Source organism: Chitinophaga sp. Hz27 (genome assembly GCF_042263525.1).
In the GTDB taxonomy this organism is placed as follows: Bacteria; Bacteroidota; Bacteroidia; order Chitinophagales; family Chitinophagaceae; genus Chitinophaga.
The window spans coordinates 514,716-532,904 of the sequence record NZ_JBHKFJ010000002.1 but is presented as its reverse complement, the minus strand read 5'-3'; the positions used below and the strand labels follow the sequence as shown (position 1 = coordinate 532,904).

General features: G+C 43.5%; 16 protein-coding genes. 7 read left to right on the top strand and 9 right to left on the bottom strand.

All coding sequences use genetic code 11. The features are described from left to right. The first annotated feature begins 31 nt into the window (after window positions 1-31). From ACE38W_RS06065 to ACE38W_RS06045, 5 genes are all read left to right on the top strand, one after another. Window positions 32-1,132 (top strand): carboxylate-amine ligase, encoded by a 1,101-nt coding sequence (locus ACE38W_RS06065; protein ID WP_375829490.1) that lies wholly within the window; start codon window positions 32-34, stop codon window positions 1,130-1,132. 180 nt (window positions 1,133-1,312) lie between these two features. Next, window positions 1,313-2,197: a type 1 glutamine amidotransferase gene (locus ACE38W_RS06060; protein ID WP_375829489.1), complete on the top strand. Its 885-nt coding sequence runs from the start codon at window positions 1,313-1,315 to the stop codon at window positions 2,195-2,197. A gap of 12 nt (window positions 2,198-2,209) precedes the next feature. Continuing rightward, complete coding sequence (locus ACE38W_RS06055; protein ID WP_375829488.1) at window positions 2,210-3,412, top strand: hypothetical protein; 1,203 nt, start codon at window positions 2,210-2,212, stop codon at window positions 3,410-3,412. Window positions 3,413-3,465: 53 nt separating this feature from the next. After that, window positions 3,466-4,569 carry a hypothetical protein gene (locus ACE38W_RS06050; protein WP_375829487.1) on the top strand — a complete coding sequence of 368 codons (1,104 nt, stop codon included), beginning with the start codon at window positions 3,466-3,468 and terminating at the stop codon, window positions 4,567-4,569. A gap of 40 nt (window positions 4,570-4,609) precedes the next feature. Continuing rightward, entirely contained in the window at window positions 4,610-4,996 is a 387-nt protein-coding gene (locus ACE38W_RS06045; RefSeq protein ID WP_375829486.1) for a RidA family protein, read from the top strand. A gap of 81 nt (window positions 4,997-5,077) precedes the next feature. On the opposite strand, the gene ACE38W_RS06040 is transcribed toward ACE38W_RS06045, so the two are convergent. The 6 genes from ACE38W_RS06040 to ACE38W_RS06015 all read right to left on the bottom strand — a co-directional run bounded on the left by ACE38W_RS06040 (window position 5,078) and on the right by ACE38W_RS06015 (window position 9,558). Further along, window positions 5,078-6,277 (bottom strand): hypothetical protein, encoded by a 1,200-nt coding sequence (locus tag ACE38W_RS06040; RefSeq protein WP_375829485.1) that lies wholly within the window; start codon window positions 6,275-6,277, stop codon window positions 5,078-5,080. Window positions 6,278-6,378: 101 nt separating this feature from the next. Then, window positions 6,379-6,684: a rhodanese-like domain-containing protein gene (locus ACE38W_RS06035; RefSeq protein WP_375829484.1), complete on the bottom strand. Its 306-nt coding sequence runs from the start codon at window positions 6,682-6,684 to the stop codon at window positions 6,379-6,381. Window positions 6,685-6,732: 48 nt separating this feature from the next. After that, window positions 6,733-7,545, bottom strand: a complete 813-nt coding sequence (locus ACE38W_RS06030) for a PASTA domain-containing protein (RefSeq protein ID WP_375829483.1) — start codon at window positions 7,543-7,545, stop codon at window positions 6,733-6,735. A 36-nt stretch (window positions 7,546-7,581) separates the two neighbouring features. Continuing rightward, window positions 7,582-8,571 (bottom strand): D-alanine--D-alanine ligase, encoded by a 990-nt coding sequence (locus tag ACE38W_RS06025; protein WP_375829481.1) that lies wholly within the window; start codon window positions 8,569-8,571, stop codon window positions 7,582-7,584. 135 nt (window positions 8,572-8,706) lie between these two features. Continuing rightward, window positions 8,707-9,054, bottom strand: a complete 348-nt coding sequence (locus ACE38W_RS06020; RefSeq protein ID WP_375829480.1) for a 4Fe-4S dicluster domain-containing protein — start codon at window positions 9,052-9,054, stop codon at window positions 8,707-8,709. 156 nt (window positions 9,055-9,210) lie between these two features. Next, window positions 9,211-9,558 carry a 4Fe-4S dicluster domain-containing protein gene (locus ACE38W_RS06015; protein ID WP_375829478.1) on the bottom strand — a complete coding sequence of 116 codons (348 nt, stop codon included), beginning with the start codon at window positions 9,556-9,558 and terminating at the stop codon, window positions 9,211-9,213. Window positions 9,559-9,651: 93 nt separating this feature from the next. On the opposite strand from ACE38W_RS06015, the gene ACE38W_RS06010 reads away from it, so the two are divergent. Next, a complete protein-coding gene (locus ACE38W_RS06010) occupies window positions 9,652-10,650 on the top strand; it encodes an acyl-CoA reductase (RefSeq protein WP_375829476.1) in 999 nt (332 codons plus the stop codon). Between the two features lie 271 nt (window positions 10,651-10,921). After that, complete coding sequence (locus tag ACE38W_RS06005; RefSeq protein WP_375829475.1) at window positions 10,922-12,505, top strand: trypsin-like peptidase domain-containing protein; 1,584 nt, start codon at window positions 10,922-10,924, stop codon at window positions 12,503-12,505. A 254-nt stretch (window positions 12,506-12,759) separates the two neighbouring features. Here ACE38W_RS06005 and ACE38W_RS06000 read toward each other — a convergent pair whose 3' ends face one another. The 3 genes from ACE38W_RS06000 to proS all read right to left on the bottom strand — a co-directional run bounded on the left by ACE38W_RS06000 (window position 12,760) and on the right by proS (window position 18,045). Then, window positions 12,760-13,521: a LytTR family DNA-binding domain-containing protein gene (locus ACE38W_RS06000; RefSeq protein WP_143309987.1), complete on the bottom strand. Its 762-nt coding sequence runs from the start codon at window positions 13,519-13,521 to the stop codon at window positions 12,760-12,762. After that, window positions 13,518-16,451, bottom strand: a complete 2,934-nt coding sequence (locus ACE38W_RS05995; RefSeq protein ID WP_375829473.1) for a histidine kinase — start codon at window positions 16,449-16,451, stop codon at window positions 13,518-13,520. Before ACE38W_RS05995 ends, ACE38W_RS06000 begins: the two co-directional genes overlap by 4 nt. 118 nt (window positions 16,452-16,569) lie before the next feature. Next, window positions 16,570-18,045: a proline--tRNA ligase gene (gene proS / locus ACE38W_RS05990; protein ID WP_375829471.1), complete on the bottom strand. Its 1,476-nt coding sequence runs from the start codon at window positions 18,043-18,045 to the stop codon at window positions 16,570-16,572. Window positions 18,046-18,189: the final 144 nt, after the last annotated feature.

The window sequence follows — 18,189 nt, the reverse complement described above, 5'->3', positions numbered from 1 at the left end:
TTTGTAGATAAATTAAAAAGTAAGGAGCATTATGCACAATGCGTTCACGCTGGGTATAGAAGAAGAATACATGGTAATGGACCCCGTTACCAGAGAGTTGAGATCGCATGAACAGAAGATCGTGGAACAAGCCCATAAGGTGATCCGCGACCAGGTTAAAGCGGAATTTCATCAGGCGGTAGTAGAAGTAGGCACACAGATATGTGCCAACATCCATGAAGCCCGGGAAGATGTAGCATTGCTTCGTAGAACCATCAGCCAGATTGCTGGCGATCTGGGCTTCAGCATTGGCGCCTCCGGCACCCATCCTTTTAGCCACTGGCAGCAACAGCTGATAACCGACCATCCGCGCTATTTCGAAATCGTAAATGAAATGCAGGATGCAGCAAGGTCTAACCTCATCTTCGGCCTGCATGTACATGTAGGTATGGAAAATAGGGAGATGGCCCTGCATATCGCCAACTCTGTCCGTTATTTCCTCCCCCATATCTTTGCACTAAGTACCAACAGCCCTTTTTGGGAAGGTCGTAACACCGGCTTTAAATCGTTCCGAACAAAAGTATTCGATAAATTTCCGCGTACCGGTATTCCGGATTATTTCGCCAGTATAGAAGAATATGATAATTACATCAAACTGCTGGTAAAAACCAACTGTATCGATAACGCCAAAAAAGTATGGTGGGACTTGCGTGTCCATCCGTTCTTCAATACGGTGGAATTCAGGATTTGTGACGTGCCGATGACCCTCGATGATACCATCACATTGGCAGGACTCTTCCAGGCGGTATGCGCAAAAATTTATAAACTGCGCATGCAAAACCTCAATTTCATTATCTATAACAGGGCACTCGTCAATGAAAATAAGTGGCGTGCTTCCAGATACGGTATTGATGGTAATCTCATCGATTTCGGTAAAGAGATGGAAGTAAATGCCCGATCCCTCATCTATGAACTGCTCGATTTTATTGACGACGTAGTAGATGATCTGGGCAGCAGAGAAGTCATAGATGCCACTTCCCGCCTCATGGAACGCGGTACCGGCGCCGACAGACAACTGAAAAAGTTCGAAGAAACCAATGACCTCGTTGCTGTCACAGACTACATCCGTGAACAGTTCCTCGTAGGCTGTTAAATATTTTTCTTGCATTGTAATTGCCCTCTGCCGCAAGCCGGGTGCGATCACAAAAAGGGCAGATGCTGAAGGCGTCTGCCCTTTTTATATACAAAAAAATCAAATAATATCATACGAAATTATACAACGCCTCACGAGAAAAAGAAGGCACTACCGCCGCATATTTTGTAATTTTGCAGTATGCGAACCATTAAGATAGCAGTACTGGATATGTATGAAGGCGTGCCCAACGAGGGGATGCGATGTATCCGGGAGATATTGGCAAAATATGCAGAGATGCATTCGCTGTCTCTGCAGTTTGATGAATTTGAAGTAAGAATAGCCAGGCAGGTACCAGACACCAATTATGATATTTATATCTCTACTGGTGGCCCTGGAAGCCCGGTGGATAGTGAAGGATCAGCATGGGAAACAGCGTATTTCTCCCTGATAGAAGACCTGATGAAATGGAACCGTGAAGAAGCTGTTAAAAAACCAGTGTTGTTTATCTGCCACTCCTATCAGATCATGTGCAGATATTACAAACTGGGAAATGTATGCAAACGTAAATCACCTGCCTTTGGCGTATTTCCGGTGCATAAAACAGCAGCTGGCATGCAGGAAAAAGTTTTCAGCGCGCTACCAGATCCTTTCTATATCGTAGACAGTCGCAACTGGCAAGTCATTGAACTGAACGAGGATAATCTTCAGGCAATGGGCGCACAGGTACTGGCCATCGAAAAAGAAAGGCCACATGTACCATTAGAACGCGCTACCATGGCCATTAGGTTCAACGATCATTTCATCGGTACGCAATTTCACCCGGAAGCAGATGCCGCCGGTATGCAGATGTACCTGCTCCAGGACGAGAAAAAAGAACAGGTAATATCTCATCACGGTATCGAGAAATATGAAAGTATGATTGCACAACTGGAAGATCCTGATAAAATCATGCTCACGCATGACCGCTTTATCACCGCTTTCCTGGACTATGCTATCTATGGTGAACTATCTGAGCGACTCGCTGCCATTGAAAGAAGTGTGCAGGTAGCTGCTCATAATGATGATGAAAATACTTTCTTCTAAGATTTAATTCTTATGATCCCATCAATAAGAAAAGCCTATAACGCAAGCTTTAGTGATGCGAAATACCGCCAGTTCCTGGATGCTATAGCGGAAGAAGCCGGCATTGCCCCTTCTTTCCGGGTAGCCGAAACACCCGTGTTCGTACCTGCGGACCTGACCGCAAAACTCGTACAGGCATGTGAAGAAGTGGTCAACGTAATATTACGCCCCGACTTCAAAGATATCACTGAAAGCTCGATACCACATGGATTGAGAGTACCTAACGAAAACGACCATCCGCACTTTATCGTTATAGACTTCGCCGTAACAAAAAATGAAGCAGGTATACTGGAGCCTCAGCTCATAGAGCTGCAAGGATTCCCTACCATGTTTGCATTCCAGCATGTGATGGCAAAACAATTCAGGGCGAACTTTAATATACCAGCTCATCTCAACAATTATTTTAATGACCTGGATGATGAACAGTATTATGATCTGTTAAGAAAGATGATCATCGGGGAACATCAACCTGAAGAAGTGATCCTGCTGGAAGTGAAGCCGGAAGAGCAGAAAACTAAAATTGATTTCTATATTACTGAAAAATACCTGGGTATACATCCGGTATGTATCACCAAACTCATTAAAGAAGGTGAACACCTGTTTTATATGAGAGATGGTGTGTTGACGCCAGTAAAACGAATATACAACCGCATCATCTTTGATGATCTGAAGCAACAGGAAGAAATTCTTGGCCCCCATGTAGATCTTTTTGATGACCTGGACGTAGAATGGATTACACACCCCAACTGGTTTTACCGCATCAGCAAATACACCATGCCACTACTTCATAGCGAATTCATACCAAAAAGCTGGTACCTGAATGAGCTGCCGGTAGTACCTGCAGACCTGGAGAATTATGTACTGAAACCACTGTTCTCTTTTGCAGGCAAAGGCGTTAAAATCGATGTTACCAGGGAAGATATAGATGCGATTGAAGATCCGGAAAACTGGATCCTGCAGCGTAAGGTGCAATATGCTCCTGCCATCGAAACACCAACAGGCCCTGCTATCTGCGAAATACGCATGATGTACATCTGGCCTGACGACGCAGCAAGGCCTATACTGGTGCATAACCTGTCCAGACTTAGCAAAGGCAAAATGATTGGCGTAGGCTTCAACAGCAGCGACACCTGGGTAGGTGGTAGCTGTTGCTTTTTTGAGTCTTTGCCAGCTTAATGCGCAGATAGCCTGCACCCTACTATCCTAATTTTGACCCAAATACCTGTGAAATGTTTAGTAACCTTGCCATTGACGTTGCTTTAGGGCTTGTATTCATTTTTTTGTTGTACAGCCTCTTCGTAACAATATTACAGGAAATGATCGCCCGCGCCTTCAGCCTGAGGGCGCGCATCCTTACCAAAGCACTCAGACGCATGCTGGACGGCGATCCCCGGCGAAACGACCTCGGATTTTTTGGAAGATTCACCCTCTTCTCCTGGTTCTATGAACGCGGCTGGAGTGTAGTACACTACTTCAGTCCATTTAAAAACAGCCCCGTTCTCAAACAGTTCTACGACTCCTCTTCGATTCGTTATCTCGGCGAAAATACTGCGGCATCCAGGCCTTCTTATATCAGCCCTGCTATCTTCTCTCAAACCATGGTACACCTCCTGAGAAACAGTACCACCGCCAGAGAAACGGACCAGCTAACCATTCAGGCTTGTCTAGACGAAAATCCATTACATTTTAATATAGCAACCCTGACGTATATACGAAATATCTTCACCGATGCCGGCGGCGATATCAATAAGTTTCGAGCCCAACTGGAAGACTGGTTCAACGAAACGATGAGCCGCGCCAGTAGCTGGTATCGTAAGCATACACAAAGCTGGTTACTGATCATCGGTTTTTTCATCGCAGGCATCTTTAACGTTGATACCATCGCGATTGCAAGAATATTAATGAAAGATAAAACGGTCCGTCAGGAAATGGTACAACTGGCTTCCAGTCGCAGTTACACCATGGCGCCCATAGTAGATACCTTGCAGCAGAAACAGGTAATGTACCAGGATAGCTCCTTCTTTAAAAGAGATAGCTCACTCCGTATATTCGTTGGCGATACCTCGCTAATAGGCGTCTACGCTATGTTACGCAACGATGCCAGTGATGCACGGAATGTTTTGGGCATCCATCGGGAGTTCAGTGCAGCCCATCCTTATGGGCTATCGCACCCCTTTCAGCAAAATGGTTGGATAGTGCTGGCAGGCTGGCTGATGACAGCCATGGCCATTTCTTTAGGCGCTCCATTCTGGTTTGATCTTTTAGGGAAAGTCGTAAAATTCAGGAATACACCCGTTGATAACAGCGCCGGCAGCATGCCATCTAAACCGTAAGAAAACAACGATAATTAATAACTTTGTAAAAAATAATACCATGACAAGAACAAACTATTCTTCCGGGGCTACGTGGGAAGACAAAGTTGGTTATTCAAGAGCAGTAAGAGTAGGAAATATCATTGAAGTTTCCGGCACTGTTGCAGAAGATCAGGGTAAAGTAGTGGCTCCGGGTAACGCCTACGAACAAACGAAATTTGCGCTCGCAAAAATAGAAGCTGTTTTAACACAGGCTGGTGCAACCTTACATGATGTTGTAAGAACACGTATGTTCGTTACCGATATTAGTCGTTGGGAAGAATATGGACGTGCACATGGTGAATTTTTTGCGGCTATTAAGCCTGCTACTTCCATGATAGAAGTAAGTAAGCTGATCGATCCGGGATACCTGGTAGAAATTGAGGTAACAGCTGTTCTAAGAAGCTAAACTTAAGAAGTCTCATATAGATACAGCATGAGTTGCGGTTAGCTTTATGCTCCTCACCACTCATGCTGTTTAATATGTATGCTATTTCTTTTGAAGTTCCGATACCTTAGCTTCCAAAGCCTCGATTCGTTTATTCTGCGCTATGATATATAACGTTAGCTCTTCAATCTTCTGCATATGGAGCCGCTGCATTTCTCCGAGATCCAATCCTTTATCAGCAATAATTTCAGCAGAAGGAATTGCAGGAAGATGCTTATGAATATTTATATATTGTTCTACTTCATGTAATGAAGGCAGCTGATAATTTTCTGCAAATACATAATCTGGCCAGCTAGCAGTGTTAGTACTTACTCTTACTTTAGTCGCTAAAATATCACCCTTTACGGCCAGTTTAGCCCCAGGACGTGAGGTACCAATTCCAACATTTCCATCATCTGTTAAAACCATTCTGGCTTGACATAATGATCCACCACATCCATTTATGTCATAGTTCCAGAATTGTAAACTATTTCCATAACCACCCGACATATTATACAAGACCCACTCCCGTCCTTCGCCTGGTTTACTCTTACCAGGATCAACAAGATGTAATGCTCCTCCTATATTACTACCCTGCTTTACGCCATTAGGATCTATCCAGGAACCAACAATGGTACTTACCAAAGCCCCATCAATGGAAGCATTACCAGTTACGGTCAATTCTCCTGTTACATCTAATACTCCACGCGGATTGGTAGTACCTATACCCACCTTGCCAGCTGGACTAACAAAGAGCCTGGAAGCTCCGGCGGTAAGAAAGTTCAACGGAGCAGCATTATAAGTGCCAATATCCACACCTTTTGTTCCGGCATATTGGGAAATCCCAAAATAGTCAAGCCCCATCGCATCTCCACCATTGGCATCCAATACAAGTGCACTTCGGCCTCCTTGTTCTTCATCCATAATAAACTGCATTCCTCTTGTAGTAGCACTAGCAGTATTTTGAAAGATGAAAGGCTTTTGGATATCAATCACTGTTTGATCTGCGAAAATAGTTAAGGGCAATCTCTTTTGTAAACCTGCGTCTAAGGATAGTATGAAGCTCTTTTTGTTAATAGCATCATGATTAAACAATAGGCCGGTTCCAGTTACAGGTGCCATACCTGAACCAGTGATAAAAATATGATTACTGGTCGTATTGCCAGCAGTGGTCACCTGATTTAAGGAAGGTGTTTGTCCTTGCAGTATTAAACAGGTTGGCAGTAATGTAAGCAATGTGCAGGTTAACTTTATCAGTTTCATAGTATAGAGATATTACAACATTAATATGCTGTAATATAAAAAAACCGATAAGCAAATTGCAAATCGGTTTTCTCTTGATAATTATTTTAATATGGTTATTATTAACCGTAGATTTCTCTCCATTTTAGCATACCGCCAACCAGGTTGTTCACATTAGTGAAACCTTGTGTTTCCAGGAGCATGGCAGCCTGACCACTACGGTTGCCACTGCGGCAATAAACAATTACTTCTTTATCTTCCAGTCCTTCCAGTTCATCGATTTGCATCATCTGGATCTGGCCCAAAGGAACATGGATGCCGCCGATATTGAACTCTTCACGCTCATGTGGTTCTCTTACATCCACCAGGTTCAGTGTTTCACCTGCGTCCAGGCGTTTTTTTACTTCTTCAGCTGTTATGTTTTGCATAAAAATTACCTTTTTAATGATTGTTCCGACAAAATTAACCAATTCTCACTATTCCTGGGCAGGTTGCTGTTGGGCAGCGGAGTCTTTTACAGGTTTAGTGGCACTGAGGTAGAGGTCTACGGTTTCACCAGATCTTACCATATTAAAATCTCCGATCTCGTTTTTACGTGTCGGGAATTGTTTATAGATAAAAGCATTTGCGGTATCGCTCACACCCGGATCAATGATCACCGTACCCACACCCAGGCTGCTGGCGCTGAGTATTTCCTTCGCCTCTGCATAGGTAAGCCCGATAAAGTCAGGAACGGGATTTTCGATATTACCACGGCCACTACTGAGGATCAGGGTGATATTAGTTCCTTCAGGGATCATAGTACCTGGTTTCAGTGGTTTGCCATTCAGCAGCTGTTGTAATACAGTGTTGGTGGCAAAGTCGGGCTTATAAATGGTATCTCCAACGTTCAGACGAAGGCTTTTCAGCATCATTTCGGCGCTGCGGAATGTCAGGCCTTCCAGTTCAGGCATCGCTACCATTGGTGCTACCGTTTTGTTTACGGTAAGATGAATGGTACGACCGATCTTTACTTCTGCACCTTTATCAGGTGTTTGAGCCCATACTGCCAGTGGAGGGATACTATCGATAAATATAGAGTCTCTTACTTCTGCATCAAATCCGGCCGCTTCCAGCTTAGCTATAGCCTCTTTGATGTTCATACCCTTTACATCAGGCACGGTCATGCTTTTACCGTGTTTGGTAATAATACCCAGCAAAGAGAAAAATATGATCGCCAACAGGAAAAACAGTACAATTACTGCTATCAGATTGACTATAAAGGAACGTTTCGTAATAAAATCAAACACAGTTTATTACATTAAAAGTGATAAATCAGATACAGGTTAATGAGCCATTGCCTCTTCCACAAGTGCGCCATAAAACTCTTTCAGGGTTTTACCTGCAGCACGTACCTGCTGTGGTACCAGGCTGTTTTCAGACTGGCCAGGCATAGTGTTCGCCTCCAGGAAAAACAGTTTGTCATTTGCCTCGTCCCAGATAAAATCTATACGAACGATACCACGGCAATTGAGCATATGATAAAGCTTGGAAGCTGTCTGCTGTACCAAATTCTTGATATTCTCAGGAACAGGTGCAGGAGTGATTTCGTTTGTTACACCAGGTGTATATTTAGCTTCAAAGTCGAAAAACTCTTTCGTACTCACAATTTCAGTAATAGGCAGTACATGCAGATCATTGCCTGTACGATACAGGCCTATTGTCAGCTCACGACCTTTGATAAACTCTTCGATCAGGATCTGTGAATCTTCCTTGAACGCCTTATCAATGGCTGGCTGCAGCTCTTCAGCTGTTTTTACTTTAGACATGCCAATGCTGCTACCACCTTCTGCAGGCTTAACGAATACGGGTAAACGCAGTTGCTGCAGGATATCTTTTACATCATAAGGCTGATTGCTGAAGATATGTGCAGATTTGGAAACATTTACTACATTAAGTGCTGCCACTACTTTATTGCAATAGCTTTTGTTGAAGGTAAGCGCAGAAGTAACCATACCACAGCTGGTATATGGAATACCCAGCATTTCGAAGTAACCTTGCAGGCGGCCATCTTCACCCGGCGTACCGTGAATGCCGATAAATACGCAATCAAATTTGATTTTATTGCCGTCTATCAGCAAAGAAAAATCATTCTTATCAATTTCATATATTTTGCCATCGGCAGCGGTATGCGTCCAACCTTCTCTGGTCACCACTACTTTATAAACTGCGTACTTGCTGCTATCCAGGTTGTTTTCGATGGTAACAGCACTTTGTACTGAGATTACATATTCTCCGGAATATCCGCCGGCAACTAAAGCAATATTTTTCTTCATAAGATGTCTAAGCAATAAAGCGGGTAAAGTTAAGGAAAGTTTTCGGCCGTACAAGAGGCGGCTTTCCACGGCCAAATAAAATATATAAGGCCGTCTCTACTAGGTAAAGACGGCCTGAAAGTAGCTGAAAAATGTCTAAGCGTGCAGCTTTTCCTTCTTTTCAAGTAATGCCGCTACTGTTTCCTGATACATTTCATCGGGTACGCAGCAATCTACTGGACATACGGCCGCACATTGGGGTTCCTCGTGGAAACCCTGACACTCGGTACATTTATCGGGCACAATGTAATAATAGTCATTACTGATCGGGGAATGTATGCTACCGGCAGCTGTGGTAGTTCCATTTTGCATTGTAAAGGGGCCCTGGAGTGAAGTTCCGTCTGCCATTGCCCATTCCGTCCCTGGCTCGTAGATAGCGTTATCGGGACATTCCGAGATGCATGCATTGCACACGATGCAGTCGGACGTGATTGTAAGTGCCATAGGGAATAAGATTTAGTTATTAATCTATGTCGGGGCCAACGATACAGTAAATACAGAGAATTCTACGTGGCAGTATATACGAAATGGGGCATTAAAAAAATAAAAAAGCCGCTCCGGCAACACCCGGAACGGCCTAAGCTTCCTTGAATATACTAATTAGATATGCAGTTTTTCTTTCTTAGCCAGCAGTTCATCTACTGTTTCCTGGTACATTTCGTCAGGTACACAGCAGTCAACAGGGCAAACAGCCGCACATTGTGGCTCCTCATGGAAACCCTGGCATTCGGTACATTTATTTGGAACTATATAGTATGTATCAACGCTCAGAGGGGCATTACGATCATCAGCATTCATAGAAGTGCCATCCATAAGGGTGTAGGCACCTTTTACGCTAGTACCGTCAGCAATGGCCCATTCCACTCCGCCTTCGTAAATTGCATTGTTTGGGCATTCAGGTTCGCAAGCGCCACAGTTAATACATTCGTCTGTTATCTTAATTGCCATAGAGTAAACTTTTTATTTAAGTAGTAAGCCATTAATTTTGTGGACAAAAATAAAATATTCCCGGTTTAATCAAGCCATTATTTATAAAGATTCATGAATATAGCAGAAAAAGAAACAGCGCTGGTACGTTTGGGCGAATATCTGGCCGGAAACAGCCCTGAATGGGAAGAGGTTAAGGAGAGGGCTTACAGCGCCAACGGATGGTTTATCCCGGCATTTCTCAATAATGCGCTGGAAAATATCTGCCAATACTTCCTGGAACCCACTGCCCTCAAGCAGTGGCTGGCAGCTTATCCCGCGGTAGCCAATGAAAGAACACCTCGCAAAGTAGGTATCGTCAGTGCCGGCAATATACCACTGGTAGGCTTTCACGACTGGCTTTGCGGCTTCATCAGCGGACACCAGGTAAAACTGAAACTATCAAGTAAAGATGATATCCTCCTGAAACATATCCTCCAGAAAATGGAAGAATGGTATCCGGAAATAGCCGGACAAACGGAAGTACTGGATATCCTGAAAGATTGCGAAGCCTATATCGCCACAGGCAGCAATAATTCTGCCCGCTATTTCAACTTCTATTTCGCTAAATATCCGCATATCATCCGCCATAACCGCACTTCTGCAGCCATCCTTACCGGCCACGAAACACCGCAGGAACTGGAAGCGCTGGCTGATGATGTAATGCTTTACTTCGGCCTCGGCTGCCGTAACGTTACCAAAATATTTGTACCGGAAGGCTTTAACTTCCAGCCACTCCTCGAGGCACTCAATAAATATGAGTACCTCATGGACTTCCACAAATACAAAAATAACTACGACTACCAGCTGGCCCTCCTGTTGTTAAACAACAGTCCATATATTACCAACGGCAGTATCCTGCTCCATGATTCGCCAAGCCTGTTCTCTCCACTGTCTGTATTACACTACAGCTACTACACCGATCAACAAGCACTCGCTGCAGAATTAGGACAGGACGAAGTGCTGCAATGCCTCGTAGGAAAGGATTTCACGCCCTTCGGACAAGCGCAGCAACCTAGCCTCAGTGATTATGCCGATGGCGTAGATACCATGGCCTTCCTGCTTGGACTCTGATATCCAATTACATAATTATACATACTTCGATTTCTGCCCGGACACTAACAAAATGTCCGGGCAGTTTGTTATCTTGACATATAGTAAATGAAGCATTGTCAGCCCACTTTCCATTACGTTTAAAGTAAATTAACGATTGATATAAAAATCTGTTAAAGTGAAGGTTATCTTGGATATTTCATTAAACACGACCATTAAATTTGCATCGAAGGCATATAAATTGACCTGACAGAAGCGTACAAATTTTAGTCTTAGCTAAACACACTATAATATGAAATTCAAGCAAATTGTTACAATTGTCCTTATCAGCTTTGTGACTGCTTCTGCCTCCATATTTGTGTACAGCAAATATTTCCAACCCAGGCAGACAGGAATCTTTCAGAATGGATCTAACGATGTCCCTGTAAACTATGCCCGGTACATGCCCGGCACTGATAATGCAGCAACAGTATTGGCACCTTCCGACTTCACAACCGCGGCTAAAACGGCCGTTCCGGGAGTAGTGCATATCAAAACGAAAATCAACCCACGCCAGGTAACCAATGGTAACAATCTGCAACGCAGACGCTCCATTTTACAGGACCTTTTCGGTGATGATTTCTTCGGCGATGAATTTAATGGTGGCGGAGATGGCCGCAAATACTACATTCCAGGCCAAATGGCATCCGGCTCCGGCGTCCTTATTTCTGATGATGGCTACATCGTTACCAATAATCACGTGATCGATGACGCAGACGAAATCTCCGTATCGCTGTCCAACAGCAGTAAAACCTATACAGCCAAACTGATTGGGGCGGATCCCAGCACCGATCTCGCAGTCATTAAAATTGAAGGTGCCGGATTTCCTTACCTCATGTATGGCAACTCCGACAACGTTGATATCGGACAATGGGTGCTGGCTGTAGGTTATCCATTAAACCTGGATGCAACTGTTACTGCTGGTATCGTGAGCGCCAAATCCCGCACCATCGGCATCAATAAAGGCCGTAATGGCGGAAAAAACACCGGTATCGAATCCTTCATACAAACTGATGCCGCCGTAAACCAGGGCAACAGTGGTGGCGCATTGGTAAATACCAATGGCGATCTGGTAGGTATCAACTCGGCCATCGCCTCTCCTACCGGCTCCTATGCAGGCTACTCCTACGCTATCCCGGTAAACCTGGTGAAGAAAGTAGTGAACGACCTGATGAAATATGGTAACGTACAACGTGCATACCTTGGCGTTACCTACATGCCTAGTGCCGCAATTGCCGCCTTCACTGATGATCAGCTGAAAGAGATGGGCATAAAAAGAGACGCTCCTGGCGTACAGGTAACCGAAGTAGTGGATAATGGCTCTGCTAAAGCAGCCGGACTCAAAACCGGTGATGTCATTACCAAAATCAATGGCGTCGTTATCGCTGGTCCTTCCCAGATGACAGAGCAAATCGCTCGTTATAAACCAGGCGATAAAATCAGCATCACTTATCTGCGTAATAACAAAGAATATACTTCTGATAATGTGGTACTGAGAAACCTCCAGGGAAATACCGATGTGGTAAAAACAACTTCATTAGATAAGCTGGGGGCAGAGTTGAGTTCCTTGGATAAAGTGGACGCAGGCAAGTTAGGTGTTCGTGGTGGCGTATGGGTAGGTAATATCAGCAATGGTATCCTGAAAAAACAAACGACGATGGCGCCAGGTTTCCTGATACTCAAAGCCGGCGACATACCAGTGAGCAGCCCTGAAGAACTGGCCAAAGTACTGGATAAAAAAGGTAGTGTGCAACTCATAGGACTCTATCCTGAAAAAAGCACCAACATCTATTATTATAATATCCGTACTGGTACCAACGGCAGCGAAAGCTTCTAACACCAACAAACATATTCCAATAAATAAAGAAGGCGCTCAATCGAGCGCCTTCTTTATCTTAAGCAATACCTGCTTTGCTTGAAAAAACTTTACAGGCAATCAGCCATATCTATGAAAACCCATGGTCAAAATAAGATATATATATGATAAATAGCATCCATTTCCGTAAACGCTGTTTTTCGGCTAGGGAATGCACAAAAAAGCCGGTTAATCGTTATGATTACCGGCTTTTAAATATTTTTAAAAAATATAAATTATAGATTAATTACACCTTTTAATTGTGTAAAGAATTCATCTTTCTTACGGGAAGAGATAGGAATATTCTTTTGATCACTCATAACAACAGCGGTACCCAGGCCTTTTATGATCTTAACAATATGATGAATATTGATAAGGAAAGATTTATGTACACGATAGAATCCTTTATCAGAAAGCATTTCTTCGTATTCCTTCAATGACTTACTGATAAGGTGAGATACGTTATTAATGAGTTGTATTTTGGTGTAGCTATCAAAGGCTTCGCAGTAAATAATGTCTTTCAGATCGATCACATTGTAACCATCATTTACTGGGATTACAATTTTGGAAAAGGCATTGTCATTGTTCTTTACATAGTCTTTCAGGATAGAAGCCAGTTCATTGAGGCGACCTTTCTTGCTTTTCTTTACTTTTTCCAGGGCATCCTCTACCTCACTGACTTTGATCGGTTTCAGGAGATAATCCAATGCAGCAAACTTAATCGCCTGCAGGGCATATTCCTGGAAGGCAGTGATAAATATTACTTCAAAGTTCAGGACAGGGAACATTTCCAATAGCTGGAAGCCATTGTGCGGTGGCATTTCAATATCCAGAAAGAGGACATCAATGGGGTTGTTCTTAATCATTTCTGCCGCTTCATGGATATTCTGCGCCTCTCCAACTACCGTAACATCTTTACAGTAGTTTTCCAGAATGTTGCGCAAAATATGAATGTTGCGGACTTCATCGTCGACAATGGCAGCTTTTATATTACTCATAACATCTTAACAATGGGAATCAGGATCTCAACTAAGGTACCTTCCTTATTGCCAAAACCTGATTTGAATTTATCAATAATTTCTAATTTACCATTATTTCCATTAAAGGACTTAATTATCTGCAAACGCTCTCTGATTACGCTCAGCGCGGTTGATTCATGCTTTACAAGCCTTGAGCTCTTTAATGTATTGGACTTATCCCAGCCTATTCCATCATCGTCTACGGAGCAGTACAACAAATCCTGCACCATTTCAAGTCTGATCTCCAGGCATCCACTACTATTTTTTGGTGCCAGCCCGTGTTTGATCGCGTTTTCCACGATGGGTTGAATAATCATCGGTGGAATATAAATCGTATAGTCCTTTAGTTTATCTTCCATGATAAACCGGTAGCTGAAAGAGTGAGCGAATCTGATTTTTTCCAATTCAAGGTATCGGGTCAGAAAAGCAATTTCTTCTTCCAGTGAGATATAGGATTTTCTGGAATTATTCAGCATCTGACGCATCAGCGTAGCAAAATCTGCCAGAAAATTAAGTGCTTGTTTTTCTTCTTTTTCAAGGATCAGATGCTGTACAGAATTCAGCGAATTAAATATGAAATGCGGATTCATCTGGTTGGTTAGCGCCTTTGCTTCCAGTTCGGCAATTCTTCTATTGTATTCTGTTTTACGTTTCTCTGCCTGCTTAATCCGCCGTACAATATAGCGCAAAATTACCAGTATTACCAGCAATCCTAATAATAAAAGTATTCCGCGTGCCCACCACTGCTGATACCAGCGTGGCAAAATATTCACATTGATAGTCAACGGCTGCGACCAATCGCTCTTATATTTCCTCGCCCTTACCATCAGCTTGTAGGTACCTGGTTGCAGGTCCGGGAAAGGAATAATATTAGACATGGTTGTTACCCAACCGCTGCTACTGTCAGTAGAGAAATTATATTGATACTCCACCATGTCTGGCAGATCAAAGACAATGGTTCCGAACTCCGCTTCAAAGGAGGCTTTGCGTTGGTATAGATGTACGAAATCCTTACCTGGAAGGAAAGTGCTATCACCATACCTGATATTGCTCAGGTAGATCACCGGCGGTACTGAATCTATTGGCAGATGATCCCCCTGAAAATAGCACAAACCATTACTGGTAGCGATATAGAGCATACCATCATCTGAATAAACGCCCCTGATATCGTCTGACATCAGGCCATCATTAGAGGTGATATTCCGGACAATATGCTGGGTTTTGACATCTATAACAGAAACGCCCTTATTAGTAGCCACATAGAGATTGCCAACGCCATCATAATATAGTTGCTGGCAAATATCACTTGCCAGATCATTGGCGCTGGAAAGATGCTTCACCACTGAATCATGGTGCATCACATAAATACCCTGATCACTGGTACCTATCCAGAGATAGCCATTGATCCATTTCAGGTCTTTAATGCTTTGCTTCAGATGCGTATTATTTCCAGGCCTTACCAGTTGCCGGTTGTTATCATCACAATAGTATAATCCATTGTTGGTGCCAACAAAATAGGTAGAGTCATCGATGCAGGCAATAGATGTTACCAGCATGTCCAGATCGTTGATACTGTAGTTATCAAGACAGATCACCTGGTTCTTGGCGGCTATACGAATTTTGCCTTTGGGCGAAACATCTACATCTTTCAACATCTTCACAGCCTTCAGTAAGGAGGGCTTCTGCGTAAGTGTATTAAACTTGAAAAGTGCATTATCAGTGGCTACCAGCACATCATTATCCTTATAAGGCAGGATAGAGAGCAGGCTATTGCGGCCGGTGGTAGTATCCAATGTGAACTGCCGGATAGCACCTTGCGCATTCATCGTATTGAGGATACCCGCATTTTGCCCTATCAGCAACAGGTCATTTTTTTTATCCTTGTAAATGCTGAAGATCGAGTGAGAATATAGCCCGTTGGTATTATCAAGATATCCGAAATAGAAATTTTTATAAGGAATATAGTATACGCCATCTCCGAAGGTGGTGATCCAGATATTACCATCTCTGTCTTTCAGCAGAGAAGTGATATAGTGGTTCTCAAGCAGTCGGGTAACTTTCTTTTCTCCCTTAAAAAAGTTTTTAATGAGATATAAAGCCTTTTGTGTGCCTACCCAGAGATTATTACCATCCAGGCAGATGTTGGAAATATCTTCGCGAATCCCCCATTCACTGCCGTTGAAGAAACAGATAATTTCTTTGGTGGTGAAGGAGCAAATTGAGTTTTTTACAATTACCAGCGGGTTTGTTTTGAGTCGGGCCCGGAATGTGGAATCATCCAGTGGTATTGGCGGGGCGGTTACAATTCGTTGGTCTGTACTGGTGTTGGGGTCTTTTACTGATTCGAGATTAAATGCGGTTTGCAGGGGTTTGAATATCGTATCATTACGAAGCATGAAATAGATATCACTTTGCGTGGCTCCCAGTTTGTCGTAGATAATCTGTTTCCCGTTGTATTGCAGGATGCGGTTGTTGGTATTGAGAAACCAGATATATCCTGTTTTTCCTTCGAAAGCGTATTGTATATAATGACTTCTTGGATTAAAGGCTAGCGTGGTGTCATTATCTTCGTTATGGATAACGGAGTTGGCATAAAAAGAAGGTTTGCCATTGAGCGTAAAAAACCATACCCTTCCTTTGGAATCTGCTGCTAGCCGGACTACATCATTGTCTGTGAGTCCATCTTTTTTGGCGTAGTTCCTGAATCTCTTTCCATCAAATTTGCTAACGCCGGTGGGAGTAGCGAACCAGATAAATCCATCTTTATCCTGTACGGCCGCATAAACAGTGGCATTGGCCAGTCCGTCCTTTACGTTGTAGTTTCTGATCATCAGCCCCTGAGAGCGGGCAGCAGTACTCACGCAAAAGAAGGCCAGCATCCAGAACGGTATGTAGCGGATAAAGGGCATCGGATAAATTTAGTGGTTTCTTTTGAATGCGGGGAAAGAAATTATAATTAATTGCAATGAATTGCCGATTTATGGGAGTTTATCCTATAAATCAACAATTCATTACACATATAAATATTTAGTAAGCTCTTGCAAAGAGTACACGCTCTTTAGAAGGTTTGCCGGTAAGCACGCATTTACCTTCTTCCTGAGGGTTGTCCAGCGGAATACAGCGGATAGTAGCTTTGGTAAGCTCTTTGATTTTCTCTTCTGTTTCCGTTGTACCGTCCCAGTGAGCGGAGATGAAGCCTGTTTTTTCATCCAGGACTTTCTGGAATTCTTCGAAAGTATCTACGCGGGTGATGTGGGAATCGCGGAAAGCTTTTGCTTTGTTGAAGAGGTTCTGCTGAATTTCTTCCAGGAGTGCCTGGATACGGTCCGCCAAACCATCAAGCTGCATGCTTTCTTTGGTTTTTTCGTCGCGGCGTGCCACTTCAGCAACACCGTTTTCGATATCTCTTGCACCAATTGCTACACGCACAGGTACACCTTTCATTTCGTATTCTGCGAATTTCCATCCTGGACGTTGGTTGTCGCTATCGTCATATTTAACGCTAACGCCTAAACGTTTCAGGTCGGCCACCAGGGCATTCACTTTAGCGTCGATGAGGGCTTTCTGTTCTTCTCCTTTAAAGATAGGAACGATTACCACCTGGAGTGGCGCAATGCGTGGAGGCAGTACCAGACCTTGATCGTCGCTGTGGGTCATGATCAAACCACCAATCAGGCGGGTAGAAACACCCCATGAAGTAGCCCAAACATATTCCAGTTTATTTTCCTTGTTGGAGAACTGTACATCAAAAGCTTTGGCGAAGTTCTGTCCGAGGAAATGGGAAGTACCGGCTTGCAGTGCTTTACCATCTTGCATAAGCGCTTCGATGCAATAAGTATCGATTGCGCCGGCAAAACGTTCGTTCGCGGTTTTCACACCACGGATAACTGGCATTGCCATGTATTGTTCTGCGAAATCGCCGTAAACATTCAGCATCTGGGTAGTTTCTGCGATAGCTTCCTCAGCGGTAGCGTGTGCAGTATGCCCTTCTTGCCAGAGGAATTCGGCTGTGCGCAGGAAAAGGCGGGTACGCATTTCCCAGCGAACTACGTTTGCCCATTGGTTGATGAGCAGCGGGAGGTCGCGGTAAGACTGGATCCAGTCTCTATATGTATTCCAGATAATAGTTTCAGACGTAGGGCGAACGATCAGTTCTTCTTCGAGTTTGGCGGTAGGATCAACTACAACGCCGCCGCCGTTAGGATCGTTCATGAGGCGGTGGTGAGTCACAACAGCACATTCCTTGGCGAAGCCATCCACGTGAGCGGCTTCTTTAGAGAGGAAGCTTTTGGGGATAAATAACGGGAAATAGGCGTTCTGGTGTCCGGTGTCTTTAAATTTACGGTCCAGGATGTCGCGCATGGCTTCCCAGATTGCATAACCGTGTGGTTTGATAACCATGCAACCTTTTACGGCAGAGTAATCTGCCAGTCCACCTTTCTGCACCAGGTCAGTATACCATTTGGAATAATCCTGGGACCGGGCGGTGATCTCTTTACTCATAGAAAATTTATATAATTTATATACGCTTATTTTTAAGCTAAAAGATTATTAATTTATCGAGCTATAAAATTTCTTTATATCAGGAAAAACAAATAACAAATTGGCTTAATTTTTGACTAATATTCAAAAAGAAAATGCTACAAA